Source organism: Clostridium sp. AM34-9AC, from assembly GCF_003480225.1.
In the GTDB taxonomy this organism is placed as follows: Bacteria; Bacillota; Clostridia; order Lachnospirales; family Lachnospiraceae; genus Acetatifactor; species Acetatifactor acetigignens.
Window position 1 is genome coordinate 117,204 of record NZ_QUIU01000009.1, and the last position, 17,788, is coordinate 134,991.

Here is a 17,788-nt window from a genome sequence, read left to right on the forward strand (position 1 = left end):
CCAAGGATCCTGATCCTTGGCATCCTCCCTTTCTAGGGGTTTTTTCAACTATCACAGATGCTATTTTGCGAATGAAGCTCTGAATAGTTATTTTTTTGCCTTAATGGTCGGAATCGGAATAAACAAGAATCTCGCTTGCGAGATTCTCCGCCTGCGGCGGGTCGCTTTTGCGACATACTTCATAACCGCCGCAGTGCGATCCCTGCGGAGCTTTTTTAATTCATAGGAAGAAATTTCCTATGAATTAAAAAAGTCTCCCACATCGCTGCGAGAGACTTTTGCATTTTTATTCCAGAATTATTCAGCCTTGCCAACAGATCCGAACAGTTCCATCTTCTCCTTAACAGTAGCCTTGATAGCTTCTGCACCGGGAGCCAGAAGCTTACGAGGGTCAAATCCCTTGCCTTCCAGATCCTTACCAGCCTCGATGTACTTACGGGTAGCATCAGCAAATGCCAGCTGGCACTCGGTGTTAACGTTGATCTTGGATACGCCCAGGTCGATCGCTTTCTTGATCTGATCTGCAGGGATTCCGGTACCACCGTGCAGAACCAGAGGAAGCTCACCGGTCAGCTCCTGTACAGCTGCCAGAGTCTCGAAGCTTAAGCCCTTCCAGTTAGCGGGGTATTTACCATGAATGTTACCGATACCTGCTGCCAGGAAGTCAACACCCAGATCAGCGATAGCCTTACACTCCTTAGGATCAGCGCACTCGCCCATACCGATAACGCCGTCTTCCTCACCACCGATGGAACCAACTTCTGCCTCGATAGAAAGTCCCTTGCTGTGAGCAGCCTTAACCAACTCAGTGGTCTTCTCTACGTTCTCAGCGATAGGATAATGAGAACCATCAAACATGATGGAAGAGAAACCAGCTTCGATGCACTTGTAGCAGCCTTCAAAAGAGCCATGATCCAGATGCAGCGCAACGGGAACATCAATGTCCAGATCCTTTAACAGTCCGTTGACCATGCCAACGACTACATCATAACCGCCCATGTACTTGCCGGCACCCTCGGATACACCCAGAATAACAGGGGAACGAAGTTCTTTAGCGGTGAGAAGGATGGACTTTGTCCACTCCAGGTTGTTGATGTTGAACTGACCTACTGCATAGTGGCCTGCTTTTGCTTTTTTGAGCATTTCTGTTGCGGATACTAACATTTTAATACCTCCATTTTATATACTCATTCTTGTTACGATATACGAAATGTTATACATTCGTAAAAGCACGAAAAACACATTTCGAATAATCACTTTGTGACTATCCAAACTATAGCACATTCTTTTCAAAAATGGAACAGCTTATTGTTAAATTTTTACCAAATTTTAAGATTCCTTCTGTTCCACCCGGATATCTACGCCCCGGCAGATGTTCTCAATCACTACTTTTGTATGGGTTCCGCCATATTCTCCATCCAGAGTCCATGGAAGAGGCTCTGCGGAAGTGATCTCCACCTTTGACGTCCGGAAGCAGTACATAGCATCGGTATCGATATCCCGGTTCAGCAGGGATACCATAATGTTATTCAGTTCAATCGGGTTCTTCGGACGTTTGATCAGCGTTACTTCGAAAACGCCATCATCCAGCCTGACGTTTTTGCCGGTGATCCGCTTAAATCCTCCTACCGATGCGGAATTGGTCACCATTCCGAAGATAAAATCATCCACGATCGTAGTATCGCCATAAGTAATCCGCATGGGATAGGAACGGATCGCGGACAGCCGCTTCATTCCTTCCAGCAGATATGCCATATGCCCCAGCACATTTTTCATATCCTGTCCGGTCTCATAAGAGACATCCGTGAATAGTCCGAAAGCTGCGATATAAACGAACACATCCTCATTAAAGGATCCCACATCACAGGCGAAATCATTCCCATTTACAATATTTTCCGCAGCTCTCACCATATTCTTCGGCAGCCCGAGGCTTCCTCCGAAATCATTGGTGCTCCCGGCCGGGATATAGCCAATAGGCGTACGGAAGCCACTGCGGATCATGCCGGTGACCACCTCATCCAGCGTTCCGTCTCCGCCGCTGCAGACCACGATATCATATTCTTTGCTGCGCTTCTCGGTCTTCTCCATGGCATCCTCACTTCTCTGCGTGGGATATACGGTGATCTCATAACCGCCCTTGGTGAATACATCCAGAATATCCGCCAGTTTGTTGCGGATTTGTGCCTTTCCAGCTTTGGGATTATAGATAAATAACATCTTCTTCATAATACTGCCCTCAAGATACAACAAACGGGACTAACAGAATTCTCCATCAGCCCCGCTTCTTCTCATGTTATGTTCTTAAGCCACCTGACCGCTCAAAAACTTTTCAATGTTGTCCACAGCGGTCTGCTCATCTGCACCCTCTGCAGTTACTGTAAGCTCTTCGCCTGCACAAAGTCCCAGGCTCATCATACCCATAATACTCTTGGCATTGATCCGCTTATCGTCTACTTCAAAATAAATGTTGCTTTCGTACTTGCTGGCTTCCTGTACTAACAGTGCCACCGGTCTTGCGTCCAGGCCATCTTCCAGTCTGACCGTAATACTCCTCTTTGTCATAATTTTCCTCCTCTTTTACGTCCGGATTCTATCTGCCAGTTCGCTGAGTTTACGTAATCTATGGTTCACACCGGATTTTCCCACCGGCGGATCCAGATACTCTCCCAGTTCCTTCAGCGGAGCGTCCGGATTCTCCAGCCTGACCTCTGCCATCTGGCTTAAGGGCTCGGGCAGATTCTCCAGTCCGTAGTGATCCCGGATATAAATAATATCCTCTATCTGTCTGGTCGCCGCAGTTACCGTTTTGGTAATATTGGCGGTCTCACAGTTCACTCTCCGATTCACAGAATTGCGCATTTCTTTCACAATCCTCAGGTTTTCCAGCTTCATCAGGGCAATGGGTGCTTCGCACACATTGAGAAGATCCACAATACCGGATCCTTCCTTCAGATAGACCACGTAATACTTCTTCCGAAGCACAATCTTGGCTTCTATGTCAAATCCCTGTATCACACTCTGTAGTTGTCTCGCTTTATCCTCATCGGTGCATACAAATTCCAGGTGATAACTTTTCTGCGGATCGCTCATAGAACCAATGCAGAGAAAAGCTCCTCTTAAAAATGCTCTTTGACAGCAGGAATTTTTAATCAGCAGGGGGCTCACAGGCTCAGACAGATCCCCGACCTTATCGATCACACTCCGCATCTGTTCCTCGCTGATTTTAACATCAGTATCTATATTATATGTTTTTTTCAATAATGTAAAGCCTTTTCTGACAACCGCCTCGTTTTCCGTCTGGAAACCGATCATGAAATCTCCTTCTGCGGAGCGTCCGTATTGTCCACTGAAGTTCATGAGTGCGGCCAGCTCAGCGATCTGGCAATGTCTTGCCGGGCTGATGTGTTTTGCCAGTTCTTCCTTTACTTCACTCGAAAATGACATGTCAGATTCCTTCTCTGGGTACATCACGGTGGTACAGCTTGATACCATAATGACCTTCCGCCTTCATACGTTCGTACAATTTATTTGCCAAAGTAACGCTTCGGTGCTTACCGCCGGTGCAGCCGATTGCAATAACCAGACGGTATTTGCCTTCTTTAATATAATTCGGGATCAGAAACTGAATCATGTCGGTCAGCTTGTCCAGGAATATTCCGGTCTCCGGAAAACTCATCACATAATCCTGCACTCCTTTATCATTACCGGTCTGGGGCTTCAGTTCCTCGATATAATAAGGGTTTGGCAGGAATCTTACATCAAAGACCAGATCGGCGTCTGCGGGGATTCCATGCTTGAACCCGAAGGACATGACCGTTACCATAAGACTATTGTATTCTTCGTTCTGTACAAAAATACGATCCAACTCTTCCTTCAGTTCTCTGACTAACAGATTGGAGGTATCGATGACGTAATCTGAATTTTTGCGGATTGTCTCCAGAATCTTCCGCTCCTTGTGAATGCCGTCCTCCACTCTGCCGTCTGCTGCAAGAGGGTGCACACGTCTGGTCTCCTTATACCGTTTTATCAGAGCAGCATCGTCGGAGTCCATAAACAAAATCTCGAATTTGTAGCCTTTTTCCTTTAATTGCTCCAAAATCCGGGTCGCATCCATGAAATTCTGGTCTGCCCGGACATCCAGTCCCAGGGCCACCTTGCTGATCTCACTGCCCGGCATGGCAATCAGTTCCACGAACTTCTCCACCAGAGATACCGGCAGATTATCCACGCAGTAAAATCCAGCATCTTCCAAAAGCTTTAATGCGGTTCTCTTTCCTCCGCCACTCATGCCTGTTACTACTACAAATCTCATATGCACCTCGTTATTCTATCGTAACTATTCAGAATCCCATTCGCAAAATCACCTCTTCGAGGCTTCCTTGGAGAACAGGTCTTCCTGTTCTCTGCTCATGTGGTTACTTCGCCATATAAATTTGCGATTCTGCGAAGATGCAAGCATCCGCAGAAAACAAATTTACATGGCTCTGAATAGTTACAGGAATTTGATCTCGGGTTCCAGCTCCACGTGAAAACGTTCTTTCACTCTTCTCTGTACTTCCCAGATCACATCTTTTACATCTTCTGCAGTGGCATTGCCGGTGTTGATAATAAATCCGCAATGCTTTTCCGATACCTTTGCGCCTCCTACGGAGTATCCCCGCAGACCGGCTTCCATGATCAGCTGCCCGGCGAAATGTCCCTCGGGACGTTTGAAAGTACTGCCGGCACTGGGATATTCCAAAGGTTGTTTTTCTCTGCGGCGAATTGCCAGTTCCTCCATTTTGGCTGCGATCTGCTCCGGATCTCCGGGCTGTAGCCGGAAAGTCACTTTCGTCACGACAAACGACTGGTTCTGGATCACGCTGGTACGATAGCCGTACTCCATGGTACTGTTGTCCAGTTCCATGATCTCTCCATTACGGTTGACTACCGTAACAGTGGTCACCACCTGGCTCATCTCTCCGTCGTAGGCTCCGGCATTCATTACAGCTCCGCCACCGATGGTACCGGGGATTCCCGCGGCGAACTCCAGGCCTGTCAGGCCATGCTCTTTCGCTGCTTTTGCCACCTGGCTCATCAGGGCCCCTGCCTCTGCTTCCAGATAGCAGTCTCTCACTTCGATCCGGCTCATATGCTTACCAACCACCAGAACAATTCCTGCATATCCCTGGTCGCTGACCAGCAGATTGCTTCCGTTGCCGATCACGGTATAGGGAACATCCACCAGCCGAAGGTATTTCTGGATCTTACAGAGCTGCTCTTCGTTTTCCAGATAGACCAGGCAATCTGCCGGGCCACCGATCCGGAAGGTGGTATGCAATTTCATCGGTTCCTGTAACAGAACTTTATCTGCCGGTACAATTTCTTTTAATGCTTCTATCACTGCTGCACTTATCATGTTGTCAGGCTGCTCTTTCTTTTTGTTATAATTATGCCGCGAAAGCCTACTTTAATACCAGTGCTGCCGCACCGTAGATTCCGGCATCATTTCCCAGCTTGGCCAGGGCGAATTTCGTCTGCTTGCAGGGACCGAAAGCACATCTCTTATAAGAAGGCTCTATGTATTTGAATAAAATGTCTCCGGCCTTGGACACGCCACCGCCAATGACAAAAATCTGGGGATCAACTACGCTGGCTACTGCGGCAAGTCCCTTGCCAAGATACTCGCCGAACTGTTCTGCGATCTCGATTGCTACTTTATCTCCGGCTTTCACCGCATCAAATACGGTCTTCGCAGAGATTTCACCACCTCTGAGCATGCTGGGAGCATCATCTTTGGCCAGACGTCTGTTGGCCAGACGGGTAATTCCAGTAGCGGATGCATACTGCTCCAGACAGCCCTTGTTCTTACAGCCGCAAGTCTCTGTCTCAGCATCTTCAATATGGATATGTCCGATTTCACCGCCGGCACCGTTGGTACCGGTCAGGATTCTGCCGTCGATGATGATACCTCCACCGACACCGGTTCCCAGAGTAACGGCTACCAGATTGGAATAGCCTTTACCACCGCCCTGCCACATTTCACCCAGGGCTGCTACATTGGCATCATTTCCAGCTTTCACAGTTACAGGCAGATCCAGTTCTTTTTTCAGGGTCTCTGCCAGATCAAAGGCACCCCAGCCAATGTTCACTGCACCGTTGACCATATAGCCGTCAGCGTCCACTGCACCGGGAGCTCCAATTCCTACGCCTACCAGTTCTTCTACAGAGATATTCTTCTCCTGCATTTTGTTTTTGATAGATGCTGCAATATCCGGCAATACCTTTTCCCCGCCGTTATCTTTTACTGTGGGAATCTCCCACTTATCCAGCACCTGTCCCTTATCATTGAAAAGTCCTAACTTGACCGTGGTTCCTCCCACGTCTACCCCAAATGCATATTTACTCATCGTCCTCGTCCTCCTCACGTCTTTTTGCCAGAGAGTTCTGTACACGGGTGTATAGCTCTTTTGCTGCGTTGTAGCCCATCTTCTTCTGACGGTGGTTGATAGCTGCCGTCTCGCAGATAACTGCCAGGTTACGTCCGGGACGAATCGGAATGTTGTGGCATACCACCTTATTGCCCAGATATTCGGTATAATTCTCTTCCAGTCCCAGTCTGTCGTACTCTTTGTCCTTATCCCAATCTTCCAGACGGATGACCAGGTCAATGGTCTGGGTATCTTTTACGGACAATGCACCAAACAGTGCCTTGACATCCACGATGCCGATACCACGCAATTCAATAAAGTGTTTTGTGATATCTGGTGCAGAACCTACCAGCGTATCATCACTGACCTTACGGAGTTCTACCACATCATCGGTTACCAGACGATGACCTCTTCGGATCAGCTCCAGTGCTGCCTCGGACTTACCGATGCCGCTCTCACCAGTGATCAGGACACCTTCACCGTAGACATCCACCAGTACACCGTGCACGGAAATGCAGGGAGCCAGCTTGACATTTAACCACCGGATGATCTCAGACATAAAGTCAGAGGTGGATTTTTTCGTAGATAATAACGGAATCTGATGTCGGATCGCCGTCTCCAGGAATATAGGATCCGGTTTCAGGTCACGGCTGAACACAATGCAGGGAATGTCATAGGCCATCAGCTTCTCATACGCCTCCCTGCGGGTCTCGTCTGTCAGTCCCTCCATATAAGTATATTCCACAAATCCAACGATCTGCAGACGCGTGGCATCAAAATGCTCAAAATATCCTGCCAGCTGCAGTGCCGGACGGTTGATATCCGGCTGTGTGATCTTCACATGTTTCACATCAATCTCCGGTGTGAGATTTTCCAGTTTCATTTTTTCGATAACACGGGTTAAACTTACACTTGCCATACTAATCTCCATACCTTTCCGCGAAAAAACCGCCCCGGTTCCCCGCCCTTTTCATTATCTTTTAGTGTACCACAGGTTGTCCTGTCTGTGAAGCAAAAAAGGTCACGATTTCCTCTGCCGTACGCTCATTCATTTCGGGAATTTCCATCAATTCTTCCACCGATGCCTGCCGGATCTCCTCCAGTGACTTAAAGTGCCTCATCAGGGCCTTTCTCCGGGCCGGTCCCACCCCCGGGATATCATCCAGTACGGACTTCACCTGAGTCTTGCTGCGCAGGGATCTGTGATACTCGATAGCAAAACGGTGGGCCTCATCCTGAATTCTGGTGATCAGCTTAAAACCTTCGGAATGGGTATCAATGGGAAGCTCAATATTATGATAATATAAGCCTCTGGTACGATGGTTGTCATCCTTGACCATGCCGCAGACCGGAATGTCGATTCCCAGTTCTTCCAGTACGGACAGCGCAATATTCACCTGTCCGCGGCCGCCGTCCATCAGAATCAGATCCGGGAACTTCGTGAAGCTTCCGTACTCCTGATCCATTTCCTGTTCTTCCAGCTCTTTGCTCTCTTCCATGCCGTGGCGGAACCGCCTCGTCAACACTTCCCGCATGCAGGCATAATCATCCGGGCCAGAGACACTCTTGATTTTGAATTTACGGTAATCGCTGCGCTTTGGCTTCCCCTTTTCGTAGACTACCATGGAGCCTACATTTTCAAAACCGTTGATATTGGAAATATCGTAGGCTTCCATCCGGGCCGTGCCGGTCAGCGGAAGCTGCAACAGATCTGAGATTTCCTTCACCGCACCGATGGTTCGTCCTTCTTCGCGTTTTAATTTTTCTCTGTCCTGGGACAGTACCAGTTTTGCGTTCTGCGCTGCCAGCTCCACCAGTTTTTCCTTACTGCCGATCTTAGGCACCTTCAGATAGACCCTGCTGCCTTTTCGCTCCGACAGCCATTTCTCGATCAGTTCCGCATCCTCGATTTCATATTGCAGCATCAGTTCTCTGGGAATAAATGGGGTCCCCGCATAGAACTGCTTTACAAAATCCTGTAAGATCGCTGGTTTGTTATTTTCCGGCACATGTGTCATATAGTAATGTTCCCTGCCGATCAGCTTGCCATCCCGGACGAAAAACACCTGTACCACCGCTTCCGTCTCATCCTGATACAGCGCCAGGATATCTTTATCTTCACCCACGCCCTCTGTGATCTTCTGTTTCTGGGACACCTGGCGGACACTGGATAACAGATCTCTGTATCTGGCAGCTTCTTCAAATTCCAGTTCCTCCGCTGCCTTGTTCATCTTCTCTTCCAGATCCTTCAGAATCGGGCTGTAATTGCCGTTTAGAAATTCCAGTGCTCCCGCCACCTGCTGTCTATACTCCTCCTTGCTCACATAGCCCTGACAGGGAGCCAGGCACTGTTTAATATGATAATTCAGGCAGGGGCGCTCCAGTCCGGTGTCTCTCGGCAGCACCCGGTTGCAGGTACGCAGCTGGTACAGCTTGTTCAGCAGCTCAATGGTATCTTTGACCGCCGCAGCACTGGTATAAGGACCGAAATAGCGGGACTTATCCTTCTTCATGGTACGGGAAAACAGGATTCTGGGATAATCCTCCCCCACCGTCACCTTGATATAAGGGTACGTCTTGTCATCCTTCAGCAGAGTGTTGTATTTCGGAGAATTCTCTTTGATCAGATTGTTCTCCAGTACCAGTGCCTCCAGTTCGGAGTCCGTCACGATATATTCAAAACGCGCGATCAATGATACCATCTGGTCAATGGCAGGACCTCTGCCGATATTTTCACGAAAATAAGACCTTACACGATTGTGCAGGTTGATGGCTTTTCCCACATACAAAATGACATCCTTGTCATCCCGCATGATATACACTCCCGGCTTGCGGGGGAGCTTTTTTAATTCTTCTTCAAAATTAAACATAAATATTTCCTCGCATGCTTCTATCATACCGATTCTGGGGAAAAATACAATAAGGGATTTAATATTGTAACTTGAGAGTTAGTTAAATACATTGGCAAAATCCACGAACTCCCGGAGCATGCGATACACATGTCTCGATGTAAGGTCTCCGGATGTGAATTTTCTACGAAAAGTGATGAGTAATTCTCGTCATGACGGGGCCGCCTACAGTCGACATCCATGTCGACAATCGGCTGACGCGGACATCGTGTCCGCTTTCCCCCTGTCTTTCAGCACTTTTCTAGAAAATATCAACATCCTCCGACAAACATCTTCGACATGGCACCACATACGCCGGGAGTTCTGCGTTTTGGAAAGTTTTAAAAAAACAGTAGCCCCGGCTGGGTATAAGAATAAGCAGTGCCGTAAGCAGACGTCGGTACCATAGCGTCCCAAGGGACGCATTGCGGTCGTACTGTGACCGCTTATGTACCGCTACGCTCTGCGACAGGAGCGCATCGTACTAAAGTACGAGCGTGCCGCGTTTCTTATACCCTGCCAAGGGCTACGGGGATATTTCGCTAAATCTCAATTTTTAACAAAAGGCTCTGGTGCTATACCATCTTGAATCCCTTTGCTCTCAGGCAGATTTCCACTTCCTCAGGATCTGCGGTGTGCAGGATCATGACAGGTGTGGAAGAATCACGGTTGAAGGATAGGTAGGTATAGTCCACATTGACATTGCTGTCTAAGAGAGCTGTCAGCAGGGTATTCAGTGCACCAGGCTTATCCTCGATCTCCACAGCCAGAACATCCACAAAACGGCAGAGATAACCTTTCTCTGTCAGAACCTCTTTTGCCTTATCGGGATCGGATACCACCATGCGGTTGATGCCGTACTCCGCGCCGTCGTTGGTAACGGAACCCCAGATATTGATGCCTGCTTCATACAGCGCATTGGTCATAGCCTGCAGGGCTCCTTTTTTATTTTCAGCGTAAATGGATAGCTGTTTTAACATTCTGATATTACCTCCTCATTGCGATCTGACTGCCTGTGCAGTCTGTCCGGGAATCTCCCGACACTTTATTATGATAAAGCATTATTACAAAATAATCAACCCGGAGTTCGCATTTGAACATAAAAATTAAAGTAACTATTCTGAACCCCATTTGCAAAACCGCCTCTGCGAGGTTTTTTAAAAATTGTGATAATATCGCACCTTTTAAAAGAGCATCAGTCATTTGACTAATGCTCTTTGCTAATTACTCTATTTTATAGGTGTCGGGTTCAAAAGTTCTCGACATCTATAATGTTCCATGGGAGAACAGTCCTACCGGTCCCTGAGGAGGATCCTTAGGATCCTTCGACTCCTCGGCAGCATCGCTTTTCTGCTCTGTGGATTCCTGTTCATGCTTCTCCTGTGCGGAAGTCTCTTCTTTTGCGGATTCTGCAGGCTCCTTTGCGGTATCCTGCGCCGGTGCAGTCTGCTCCTTTGCTTCCTGCAGGCTGTCTTCGAAAGTCAGGGGTTGGAAAGTTGAATCGGTGGAAGTCATGACCTGTTCCCCAATGGTCACATCCACGCTGTTGCCCTTTACTGCACTGCCCGCAGCATTTGTTTCTGTCACATCTTTCTTCTCTTCCTCTGGGTCAGGCAGTCCCTTCTCTCTGCGAAAGATCTCCATGAATTCCTTACCGGTGATGGTCTCACGCTCGATCAGGAACGCTGCCAGCTTATCCATCAGTTCTCTGTTCTCGCGAAGCATCTGCAATGCCTGATCGTAGCTCTCCTTGATCATGGCAACGACTTCTTCGTCAATGGCTGCTGCCGTTTCATCACTACAGTTCAGCGCGGTTCTTCCCTCCAGATATTGGCTCTCTACGGTAGCCAGGCCCACGAGCCCAAAGCGCTTGCTCATACCGTATCGTGTGATCATGTTACGGGCAATAGAAGTAGCTTTTTCAATATCGTTGGCTGCACCGGTGGTCACAGTGTCGAATACTACTTCCTCAGCGGCACGTCCACCCACCAGACCTACCAGCATATCCCGAAGTTCTGCCTCGGTGTTGAGGTATTTTTCCTCCTCCGGTACCTGCATGACATACCCCAGCGCACCCATGGTACGGGGGACAATGGTAATTTTCTGTACCGGCTCGGAGTTTTTCTGTAAAGCGCTGATCAGTGCATGTCCCACTTCATGATAGGATACGATGCGACGTTCCTCTTTGCTCATGATGCGGTCTTTCTTTTCCTTACCTACCAGCACCTGTTCCACAGCTGCGAACAGATCCTTCTGGCTTACAAATTCTCTGCCTTCCTTGACAGCATTGATAGCTGCCTCGTTGATCATATTGGCCAGATCGGAACCGACCGCTCCGCTGGTAGCCAGTGCAATCGCATCCAGATCCACGGTCTCGTCCATCTTCACATCCTTGGAATGTACTTTCAGGATTTCCACACGGCCTTTGAGATCCGGCTTGTCTACGATGATACGGCGGTCAAAACGTCCGGGACGTAAGAGCGCCTTGTCCAGGATCTCCGGACGATTCGTTGCCCCCAGGATCAGGATACCTTTGGAACTGTCGAAGCCATCCATTTCGGATAATAACTGATTCAGCGTCTGCTCTCTCTCTTCATTGCCTCCACCGTACTTGGAATCACGGCTTCGTCCGATGGCATCGATCTCATCAATAAATACGATACAGGGCGCGTTCTTGGTCGCTTCCTTGAACAGGTCACGGACACGGCTGGCGCCCACACCTACATACAGTTCAATAAAATCAGAACCCGTCAGAGAGAAGAACGGTACATGTGCTTCTCCTGCCACTGCCTTGGCCAGCAAAGTCTTACCGGTTCCGGGAGGGCCCACCAGCAATGCTCCCTTGGGCAGTTTTGCACCGATCTTGGAATATTTCTGTGGATTATGCAGGAAGTCCACGACTTCCACCAGAGATTCCTTTGCTTCGTCTTCACCGGCCACATCCTTGAATGTAACGCCGGTCTCCTTCTGTACATATACCTTGGCATTGCTCTTGCCCACGCCCATGGGTCCGCCGCTTCCGCCCATTCTGCGGAACAGAAAACCTGCCACGATCCAGATCAGTACCACCGGCAATACCACGGTTACCAGAATCTCCATCAGGAAATTGGAAGTATTGCTGGTCACGCGATTCCCCTGAACATCATGCTCCTGCAATCTGGCTGTCAGGGTATCCAGATCCTCCATCAGCATTGTATAATATACAGTCTGGGACTGTGTCACCTTCTGGGTAATTCCATAGAAGCTGACATAACTGCCCGGTGCCGGGGTGGCTGCAGCTTCCTGCTTCAGCTGTACCGTCACCATGCCGCTTTCCTTATTTACCTCCACCGCAGCAACCTTGTCCGCTTCCAGATCCTTCAGGAAATCGGTATAAGATACTTCCGTTCCGGTATTGGTGCCGAAGAACGCATTATACAGCATCAGTACAACGATCACTGTCATCAGTCCCGACAGGATCAGCATCAGGATGCTGGGGCGCTTCGGTGAACCATTGCCGTTACCTCCGTTACTGTTATTGCCGCTCCCGCCATTGTTACCGCCGCCGGGAGCTCCGTTGCCATTGCCTCCGTTGCCGGGGCCATAGCCGTTATTATATGACTCAATTAATTTTCTCATGTCATCTCCATTTTCTATTTTATACGCTATTGCACTTCCGTTATTTCAACTGCACAGTTGAAATCTGAGCAATCATATCTATTATAGAGATAACCTGTGGATAAATCAATAGCTCAAATATGAAAAAACTCTGAACTATTCCCGGAAATAACGAATACCCGGAAACTATGTTTTTCTACAGTTTCCGGGCATTCGCCAGCAACAAACAACTCACAACAACCAATTATATACTAACACCCTTTAAACATAACGTTGATCTCCGACTGATACAAAGTCCAGGTATTGATCAGGGTATTCATACCTTCGTTGGGTGTCTGGATCTGCAGTGCAGCGTATTTCTGTTTCCAGTAGGCTGCCAGATCGGTGTAGACTGCGTCCACTCTTTTCAGATCGCTGTATTTTACCCGGATCCGTCTGACCTCTTCACGATTGCCTTCTCCCAGCATGATCACAAAACGTGCTTCTTCGCCGGGCTGTAATTTGAAGTTCTTCTGCAAGCTGCCGCAGTGATTGCCACCAAGTTCTGTGGAACCTTCCGGAGTTCCTCTCTCCATGCCTGCCGGATGATCTTCGGTGCCATAGACTCCCAGGAATTTCTCTCTGACGCAGTCATAACCATCCGGTGTGAAGCTGGCCGTCAGATACTGATACCCTTTTTCCTCGTAAAATAAGTCTTCCTCGATGATGCCATCTTCATAAGAAGATCCGGCACAGTACAGGCTCATCTGGAAATTCTGGTTGTCGATCATAATGTGATGGAAAGAAAATTCCATGTAAGTAAATAAGGAAAGATCCCTGACGGCATCTGTGGTGTTTTTCACCTTTACGTCCCACAGCAATACATTCTCCCCACAGGGAATGACCATCGTCTGTGAAGATGCCAGTCCGTCATACTCACTTTCATAGACCGTGTAAGACAGTCCGTGACGGCAGCGGTAGCTTGCCTTGGACAGGTCCTTCGCCACCGGCTGCCAGGAGATGGAATGGTAATCCTTCTTCTCATTATCTCTGATGTATACATAGAATCCCGGCCGGTCCATGGGTACCCCATTCCCACGGAAACGGCTGATCCTGTGATACTCGGGAGTTTTGTAGAACAGATAACCTCCCGCCGTGTGATTGATGACCGCTGCCATGTCCTCGACACCCAGATAGTTTGTCCAGGAACAGGGCAGAGCCACGTTGTCGATGACGTATTCTCTTTTTTCATTATCGAAATAACCGTATTGCAAAACGCGTCCCTCCCGTATATAGTTTTTTGCTTTTTCAGAACTTTTTTGTTCTGTTTTATTACAATTTCATTATAGGAAAGGAGCTCTTTGTTTAAAATTGCTCATTATGTGATTATTTGCCCAAATTTGTTAGATATAATAATGATTTCCAAAAAATTTTTTACTTTCCAGTAGATTTTTGGGAAACACTAAACTATAATAGACACATCATGGGATTTTAGTTGCAAAGATCAGTTGAGGAAGGTATCAACAATGTACAAGATAGGTTTTGACAATGATAAATATCTCAGCATGCAGTCTGAGAAGATCAAGGAGCGTATCGCAAAATTCGGCGGTAAGCTGTATCTGGAGTTCGGCGGCAAGCTGTTCGATGATTATCATGCATCCCGCGTATTGCCCGGTTTCCATCCGGACAGTAAGATCAACATGCTGGCACAGCTGAAGGACGAGGCTGAGATCGTCATCGTCATCAATGCAGCAGACATTGAGAAAAACAAGGTTCGTTCCGACTTAGGCATCACCTATGATCTGGACGTGTTACGTCTGATCGATGCATTCCGCGGCTACGGCCTGTATGTAGGCAGTGTGTGTCTGACCCGCTTTGCCGGACAGCCCAGTGCCATTGCTTATCAGAAAAAACTGGAGTCCCTGGGAATGAAGGTGTATCGTCATTATTCCATTCCCGGATATCCTTCCAATATTCCGTTCATCGTAAGTGATGAAGGTTACGGTAAGAACGATTATATTGAAACCACCCGTTCTCTGGTGGTGGTGACTGCTCCCGGACCCGGAAGCGGCAAGATGGCTACCTGTCTCTCCCAGCTGTATCATGAATACAAGAGAGGCATCAAGGCCGGTTATGCCAAATATGAGACCTTTCCAATCTGGAATATTCCGTTAAAGCATCCGGTAAACCTGGCTTATGAAGCCGCTACCGCAGACTTGAACGATGTCAATATGATCGATCCCTTCCACCTGGAAGCTTATGGTGAGACCACGATCAATTACAATCGTGACGTGGAGATTTTCCCCGTAGTCAGCGCTATGTTTGAGAAGATCATGGGTAGCTGCCCTTACAAGTCTCCTACTGACATGGGTGTCAATATGGCAGGCTTCGGTATTGTTGATGACGAAGCTGTCCGCGACGCCGCCAAACAGGAAATCATCCGCCGCTACTACCACACTCTGTGCCAGAAGCGCCAGGGTACCGCCAGTGACGACCAGATCTTAAAGCTTGAGCTTCTGATGAAGCAGGCAGGTGTCACCATCGACGATCGTGCAGTAGTCAGCGCAGCCAATATCAAAGCAGAGACCACCGGGGAACCGGCAGCTGCGATCCAGCTTCCGGACGGCAGAGTCCTCACCGGACGGACCAGTACTCTGCTGGGTGCTTCTTCCGCATTATTATTAAATGCCCTGAAAGCTCTGGCAGGCATTCCGGACGAAGTACAGCTGATCTCACCTACCGCCATCGGTCCCATCCAGGATCTGAAGACGAACTATCTGGGGAACCGCAATCCCAGACTTCATACAGATGAGACGCTGATCGCCCTTTCCATCTGTGCAGCTTCGGATGATACCGCGAAGGCTGCTGTGGAGCAGTTGAAGAACCTGAAAGGTTCCGAAGTGCACTCCAGCGTGATCCTGTCCCAGATTGACATGAATACCTTCCGCAAATTAGGTGTGAATCTGACATGCGAACCTCATTACCAGAACCAGAAGCTTTATCACAACTAAACATTTTGTCATGCTACTATAAATTATGGCAGTTATTGAGCGAAGGTGCTCCCCAAGGGGAGTTCTTCGCTCTTTTTATATGCATAACTATTAAAAAAGCGAAGTAACCACCATGAGCAAATAACATGCAAGCATGTTATTCAGGAAAGCTCTGAAAGAGCGATTTTGCGAATGGAGACTGAATAGTTACTATATCAAAAGGAGGAGAAAATTATGGCAGTAAAGTACGTATTTGTGACCGGAGGAGTCGTATCCGGCCTCGGAAAAGGAATTACCGCAGCTTCCCTGGGAAGACTGTTAAAAGCAAGAGGTTACAAAGTAACCATGCAGAAATTCGATCCATATATCAATATTGATCCCGGCACCATGAACCCGATCCAGCACGGCGAAGTATTCGTCACGGAGGATGGCACGGAGACCGATCTGGATCTGGGACATTATGAGCGTTTCATCGATGAGAACCTGGATAGGAATTCCAATGTCACCACCGGTAAGGTATACTGGTCCGTATTGCAGAAAGAGCGTCGTGGTGATTACGGCGGAGGTACGGTACAGGTCATCCCTCATATAACCAATGAGATCAAGAGCCGTTTCTACCGCAATTTTACGGATGATGAGACCCGTATCGCCATCATCGAGGTCGGCGGTACCGTAGGTGATATCGAGAGCCAGCCTTTCCTGGAGTCCATTCGTCAGTTCCAGCATGAGGTCGGTCATGATAATGCCATTCTGATCCACGTAACACTGATTCCTTATCTGAGCGCTTCTCAGGAACTGAAGACCAAGCCTACCCAGGCCAGTGTTAAGGATCTGCAGGGCATGGGCATCCAGCCGGATATCATCGTCTGCAGAAGTGAGCATCCTCTGGATCAGTCCATCAAGGACAAGATTGCTCTGTTCTGTAACGTACCTCAGAGCCATGTATTGCAGAATCTGGATGTGGAATATCTGTATGAGGCTCCGTTAGCTATGGAAAAAGAGCATCTGGCACAGGTAGCCTGTGAATGTCTGCATCTGGATTGTCCGGAGCCGGATCTGGCAGACTGGAAGAAGATGGTAGAGGATCTGCGTCATCCAACCGATGAAGTGCAGGTGGCTCTGGTCGGAAAATATGTCTCTCTGCATGATGCCTATATCAGTGTCGTAGAGGCTTTGAAGCATGGCGGTATCACCAATCATGCGACCGTACACATCAAATGGATCGACTCTGAGACGGTAACGCCTGAAAATGTGGAAGAACTGTTAGGTGACTGCAACGGTGTCCTGGTACCCGGCGGCTTCGGTTCCCGGGGTATCGAAGGCAAGATCCTGGCGATCCAGTATGCAAGAACCCATGGGATTCCCTTCCTGGGACTGTGTCTTGGAATGCAGCTGACAATCGTGGAATATGCAAGAAATGTCATCGGGTATACGGATGCCCACAGTGTGGAACTGGATCCTAACACCACACATCCTGTGATCGCTCTGATGCCGGACCAGAACGGTGTTGAGGATATCGGCGGTACCTTAAGACTGGGTGCATACCCTTGTGTACTGGATAAGGATTCCCGTGCTTATCAGCTCTACGGACAGGAGAATATCTCCGAGAGACATCGTCATCGTTATGAGGTCAACAACGATTATCGCGCCGTCCTCACCGAACACGGTCTTCGTCTGTCCGGTCTGTCCCCTGACGGACGTATCGTGGAAATGTGCGAGCTTACCGAGCATCCCTTCTTCGTAGCCACCCAGGGACACCCCGAGCTCAAGTCCAGACCCAACAGACCCCATCCGTTATTTAAGGGATTCGTGGAAGCGGCTTTGGAGAATAAGCACCGGAAGTAAATTGAGAGTTAGTGAAACAAATCCACGAACGCCCATGACGGACGGAATGTCCTTCCTCGATGTAAGGTCTCCCGGTGGG

At 48.6% G+C, this 17,788-nt stretch carries 14 protein-coding genes; 2 read left to right on the top strand and 12 right to left on the bottom strand.

What is annotated here, in order from left to right; genetic code table 11:
* Positions 1 to 297 precede the first annotated feature (297 nt).
* The 12 genes from fba to DW835_RS07395 all read right to left on the bottom strand — a co-directional run bounded on the left by fba (position 298) and on the right by DW835_RS07395 (position 14,148).
* Positions 298 to 1,164, bottom strand: coding sequence for a class II fructose-1,6-bisphosphate aldolase (gene fba, locus DW835_RS07335; protein ID WP_118730919.1), 867 nt, complete (start codon positions 1,162 to 1,164; stop codon positions 298 to 300).
* A gap of 165 nt (positions 1,165 to 1,329) precedes the next feature.
* Entirely contained in the window at positions 1,330 to 2,226 is an 897-nt protein-coding gene (locus DW835_RS07340) for a YegS/Rv2252/BmrU family lipid kinase (RefSeq protein WP_117465155.1), read from the bottom strand.
* A gap of 75 nt (positions 2,227 to 2,301) precedes the next feature.
* Positions 2,302 to 2,562, bottom strand: coding sequence for an HPr family phosphocarrier protein (locus DW835_RS07345; RefSeq protein ID WP_022313107.1), 261 nt, complete (start codon positions 2,560 to 2,562; stop codon positions 2,302 to 2,304).
* Between the two features lie 15 nt (positions 2,563 to 2,577).
* Positions 2,578 to 3,444: a DNA-binding protein WhiA gene (whiA, locus tag DW835_RS07350; RefSeq protein WP_117465125.1), complete on the bottom strand. Its 867-nt coding sequence runs from the start codon at positions 3,442 to 3,444 to the stop codon at positions 2,578 to 2,580.
* A 1-nt stretch (position 3,445) separates the two neighbouring features.
* Positions 3,446 to 4,312 carry an RNase adapter RapZ gene (gene rapZ / locus DW835_RS07355; RefSeq protein ID WP_022313109.1) on the bottom strand — a complete coding sequence of 289 codons (867 nt, stop codon included), beginning with the start codon at positions 4,310 to 4,312 and terminating at the stop codon, positions 3,446 to 3,448.
* Positions 4,313 to 4,492: 180 nt separating this feature from the next.
* Positions 4,493 to 5,398, bottom strand: coding sequence for a UDP-N-acetylmuramate dehydrogenase (murB, locus tag DW835_RS07360; RefSeq protein ID WP_118503200.1), 906 nt, complete (start codon positions 5,396 to 5,398; stop codon positions 4,493 to 4,495).
* Positions 5,399 to 5,444: 46 nt separating this feature from the next.
* Positions 5,445 to 6,389 (bottom strand): ROK family glucokinase, encoded by a 945-nt coding sequence (locus DW835_RS07365; RefSeq protein WP_117465124.1) that lies wholly within the window; start codon positions 6,387 to 6,389, stop codon positions 5,445 to 5,447.
* A complete protein-coding gene (gene hprK / locus DW835_RS07370) occupies positions 6,382 to 7,329 on the bottom strand; it encodes an HPr(Ser) kinase/phosphatase (protein WP_117465123.1) in 948 nt (315 codons plus the stop codon). The genes DW835_RS07365 and hprK overlap by 8 nt, the downstream gene beginning before the upstream one ends.
* A 61-nt stretch (positions 7,330 to 7,390) precedes the next feature.
* Positions 7,391 to 9,280: an excinuclease ABC subunit UvrC gene (gene uvrC / locus DW835_RS07375; RefSeq protein ID WP_118539907.1), complete on the bottom strand. Its 1,890-nt coding sequence runs from the start codon at positions 9,278 to 9,280 to the stop codon at positions 7,391 to 7,393.
* A 593-nt stretch (positions 9,281 to 9,873) separates the two neighbouring features.
* Complete coding sequence (locus tag DW835_RS07380; protein WP_118540091.1) at positions 9,874 to 10,278, bottom strand: amino acid-binding protein; 405 nt, start codon at positions 10,276 to 10,278, stop codon at positions 9,874 to 9,876.
* A 286-nt stretch (positions 10,279 to 10,564) separates the two neighbouring features.
* The gene (ftsH, locus tag DW835_RS07390; protein ID WP_243037085.1) at positions 10,565 to 12,742 is read right to left on the bottom strand and encodes an ATP-dependent zinc metalloprotease FtsH; all 2,178 of its coding nucleotides are present in this window, start codon (positions 12,740 to 12,742) and stop codon (positions 10,565 to 10,567) included.
* Between the two features lie 404 nt (positions 12,743 to 13,146).
* On the bottom strand, positions 13,147 to 14,148 hold the full coding sequence (locus DW835_RS07395; RefSeq protein WP_118668590.1) for a hypothetical protein: 1,002 nt from the start codon (positions 14,146 to 14,148) through the stop codon (positions 13,147 to 13,149).
* 252 nt (positions 14,149 to 14,400) lie between these two features.
* Here DW835_RS07395 and DW835_RS07400 point away from each other — a divergent pair, with 252 nt between their 5' ends.
* Together DW835_RS07400 and DW835_RS07405 are read left to right on the top strand one after the other, a co-directional pair.
* Positions 14,401 to 15,885 (top strand): DUF1846 domain-containing protein, encoded by a 1,485-nt coding sequence (locus DW835_RS07400; RefSeq protein WP_118503207.1) that lies wholly within the window; start codon positions 14,401 to 14,403, stop codon positions 15,883 to 15,885.
* Between the two features lie 213 nt (positions 15,886 to 16,098).
* On the top strand, positions 16,099 to 17,709 hold the full coding sequence (locus DW835_RS07405) for a CTP synthase (RefSeq protein WP_118730920.1): 1,611 nt from the start codon (positions 16,099 to 16,101) through the stop codon (positions 17,707 to 17,709).
* The last annotated feature ends 79 nt before the right edge of the window (positions 17,710 to 17,788 follow it).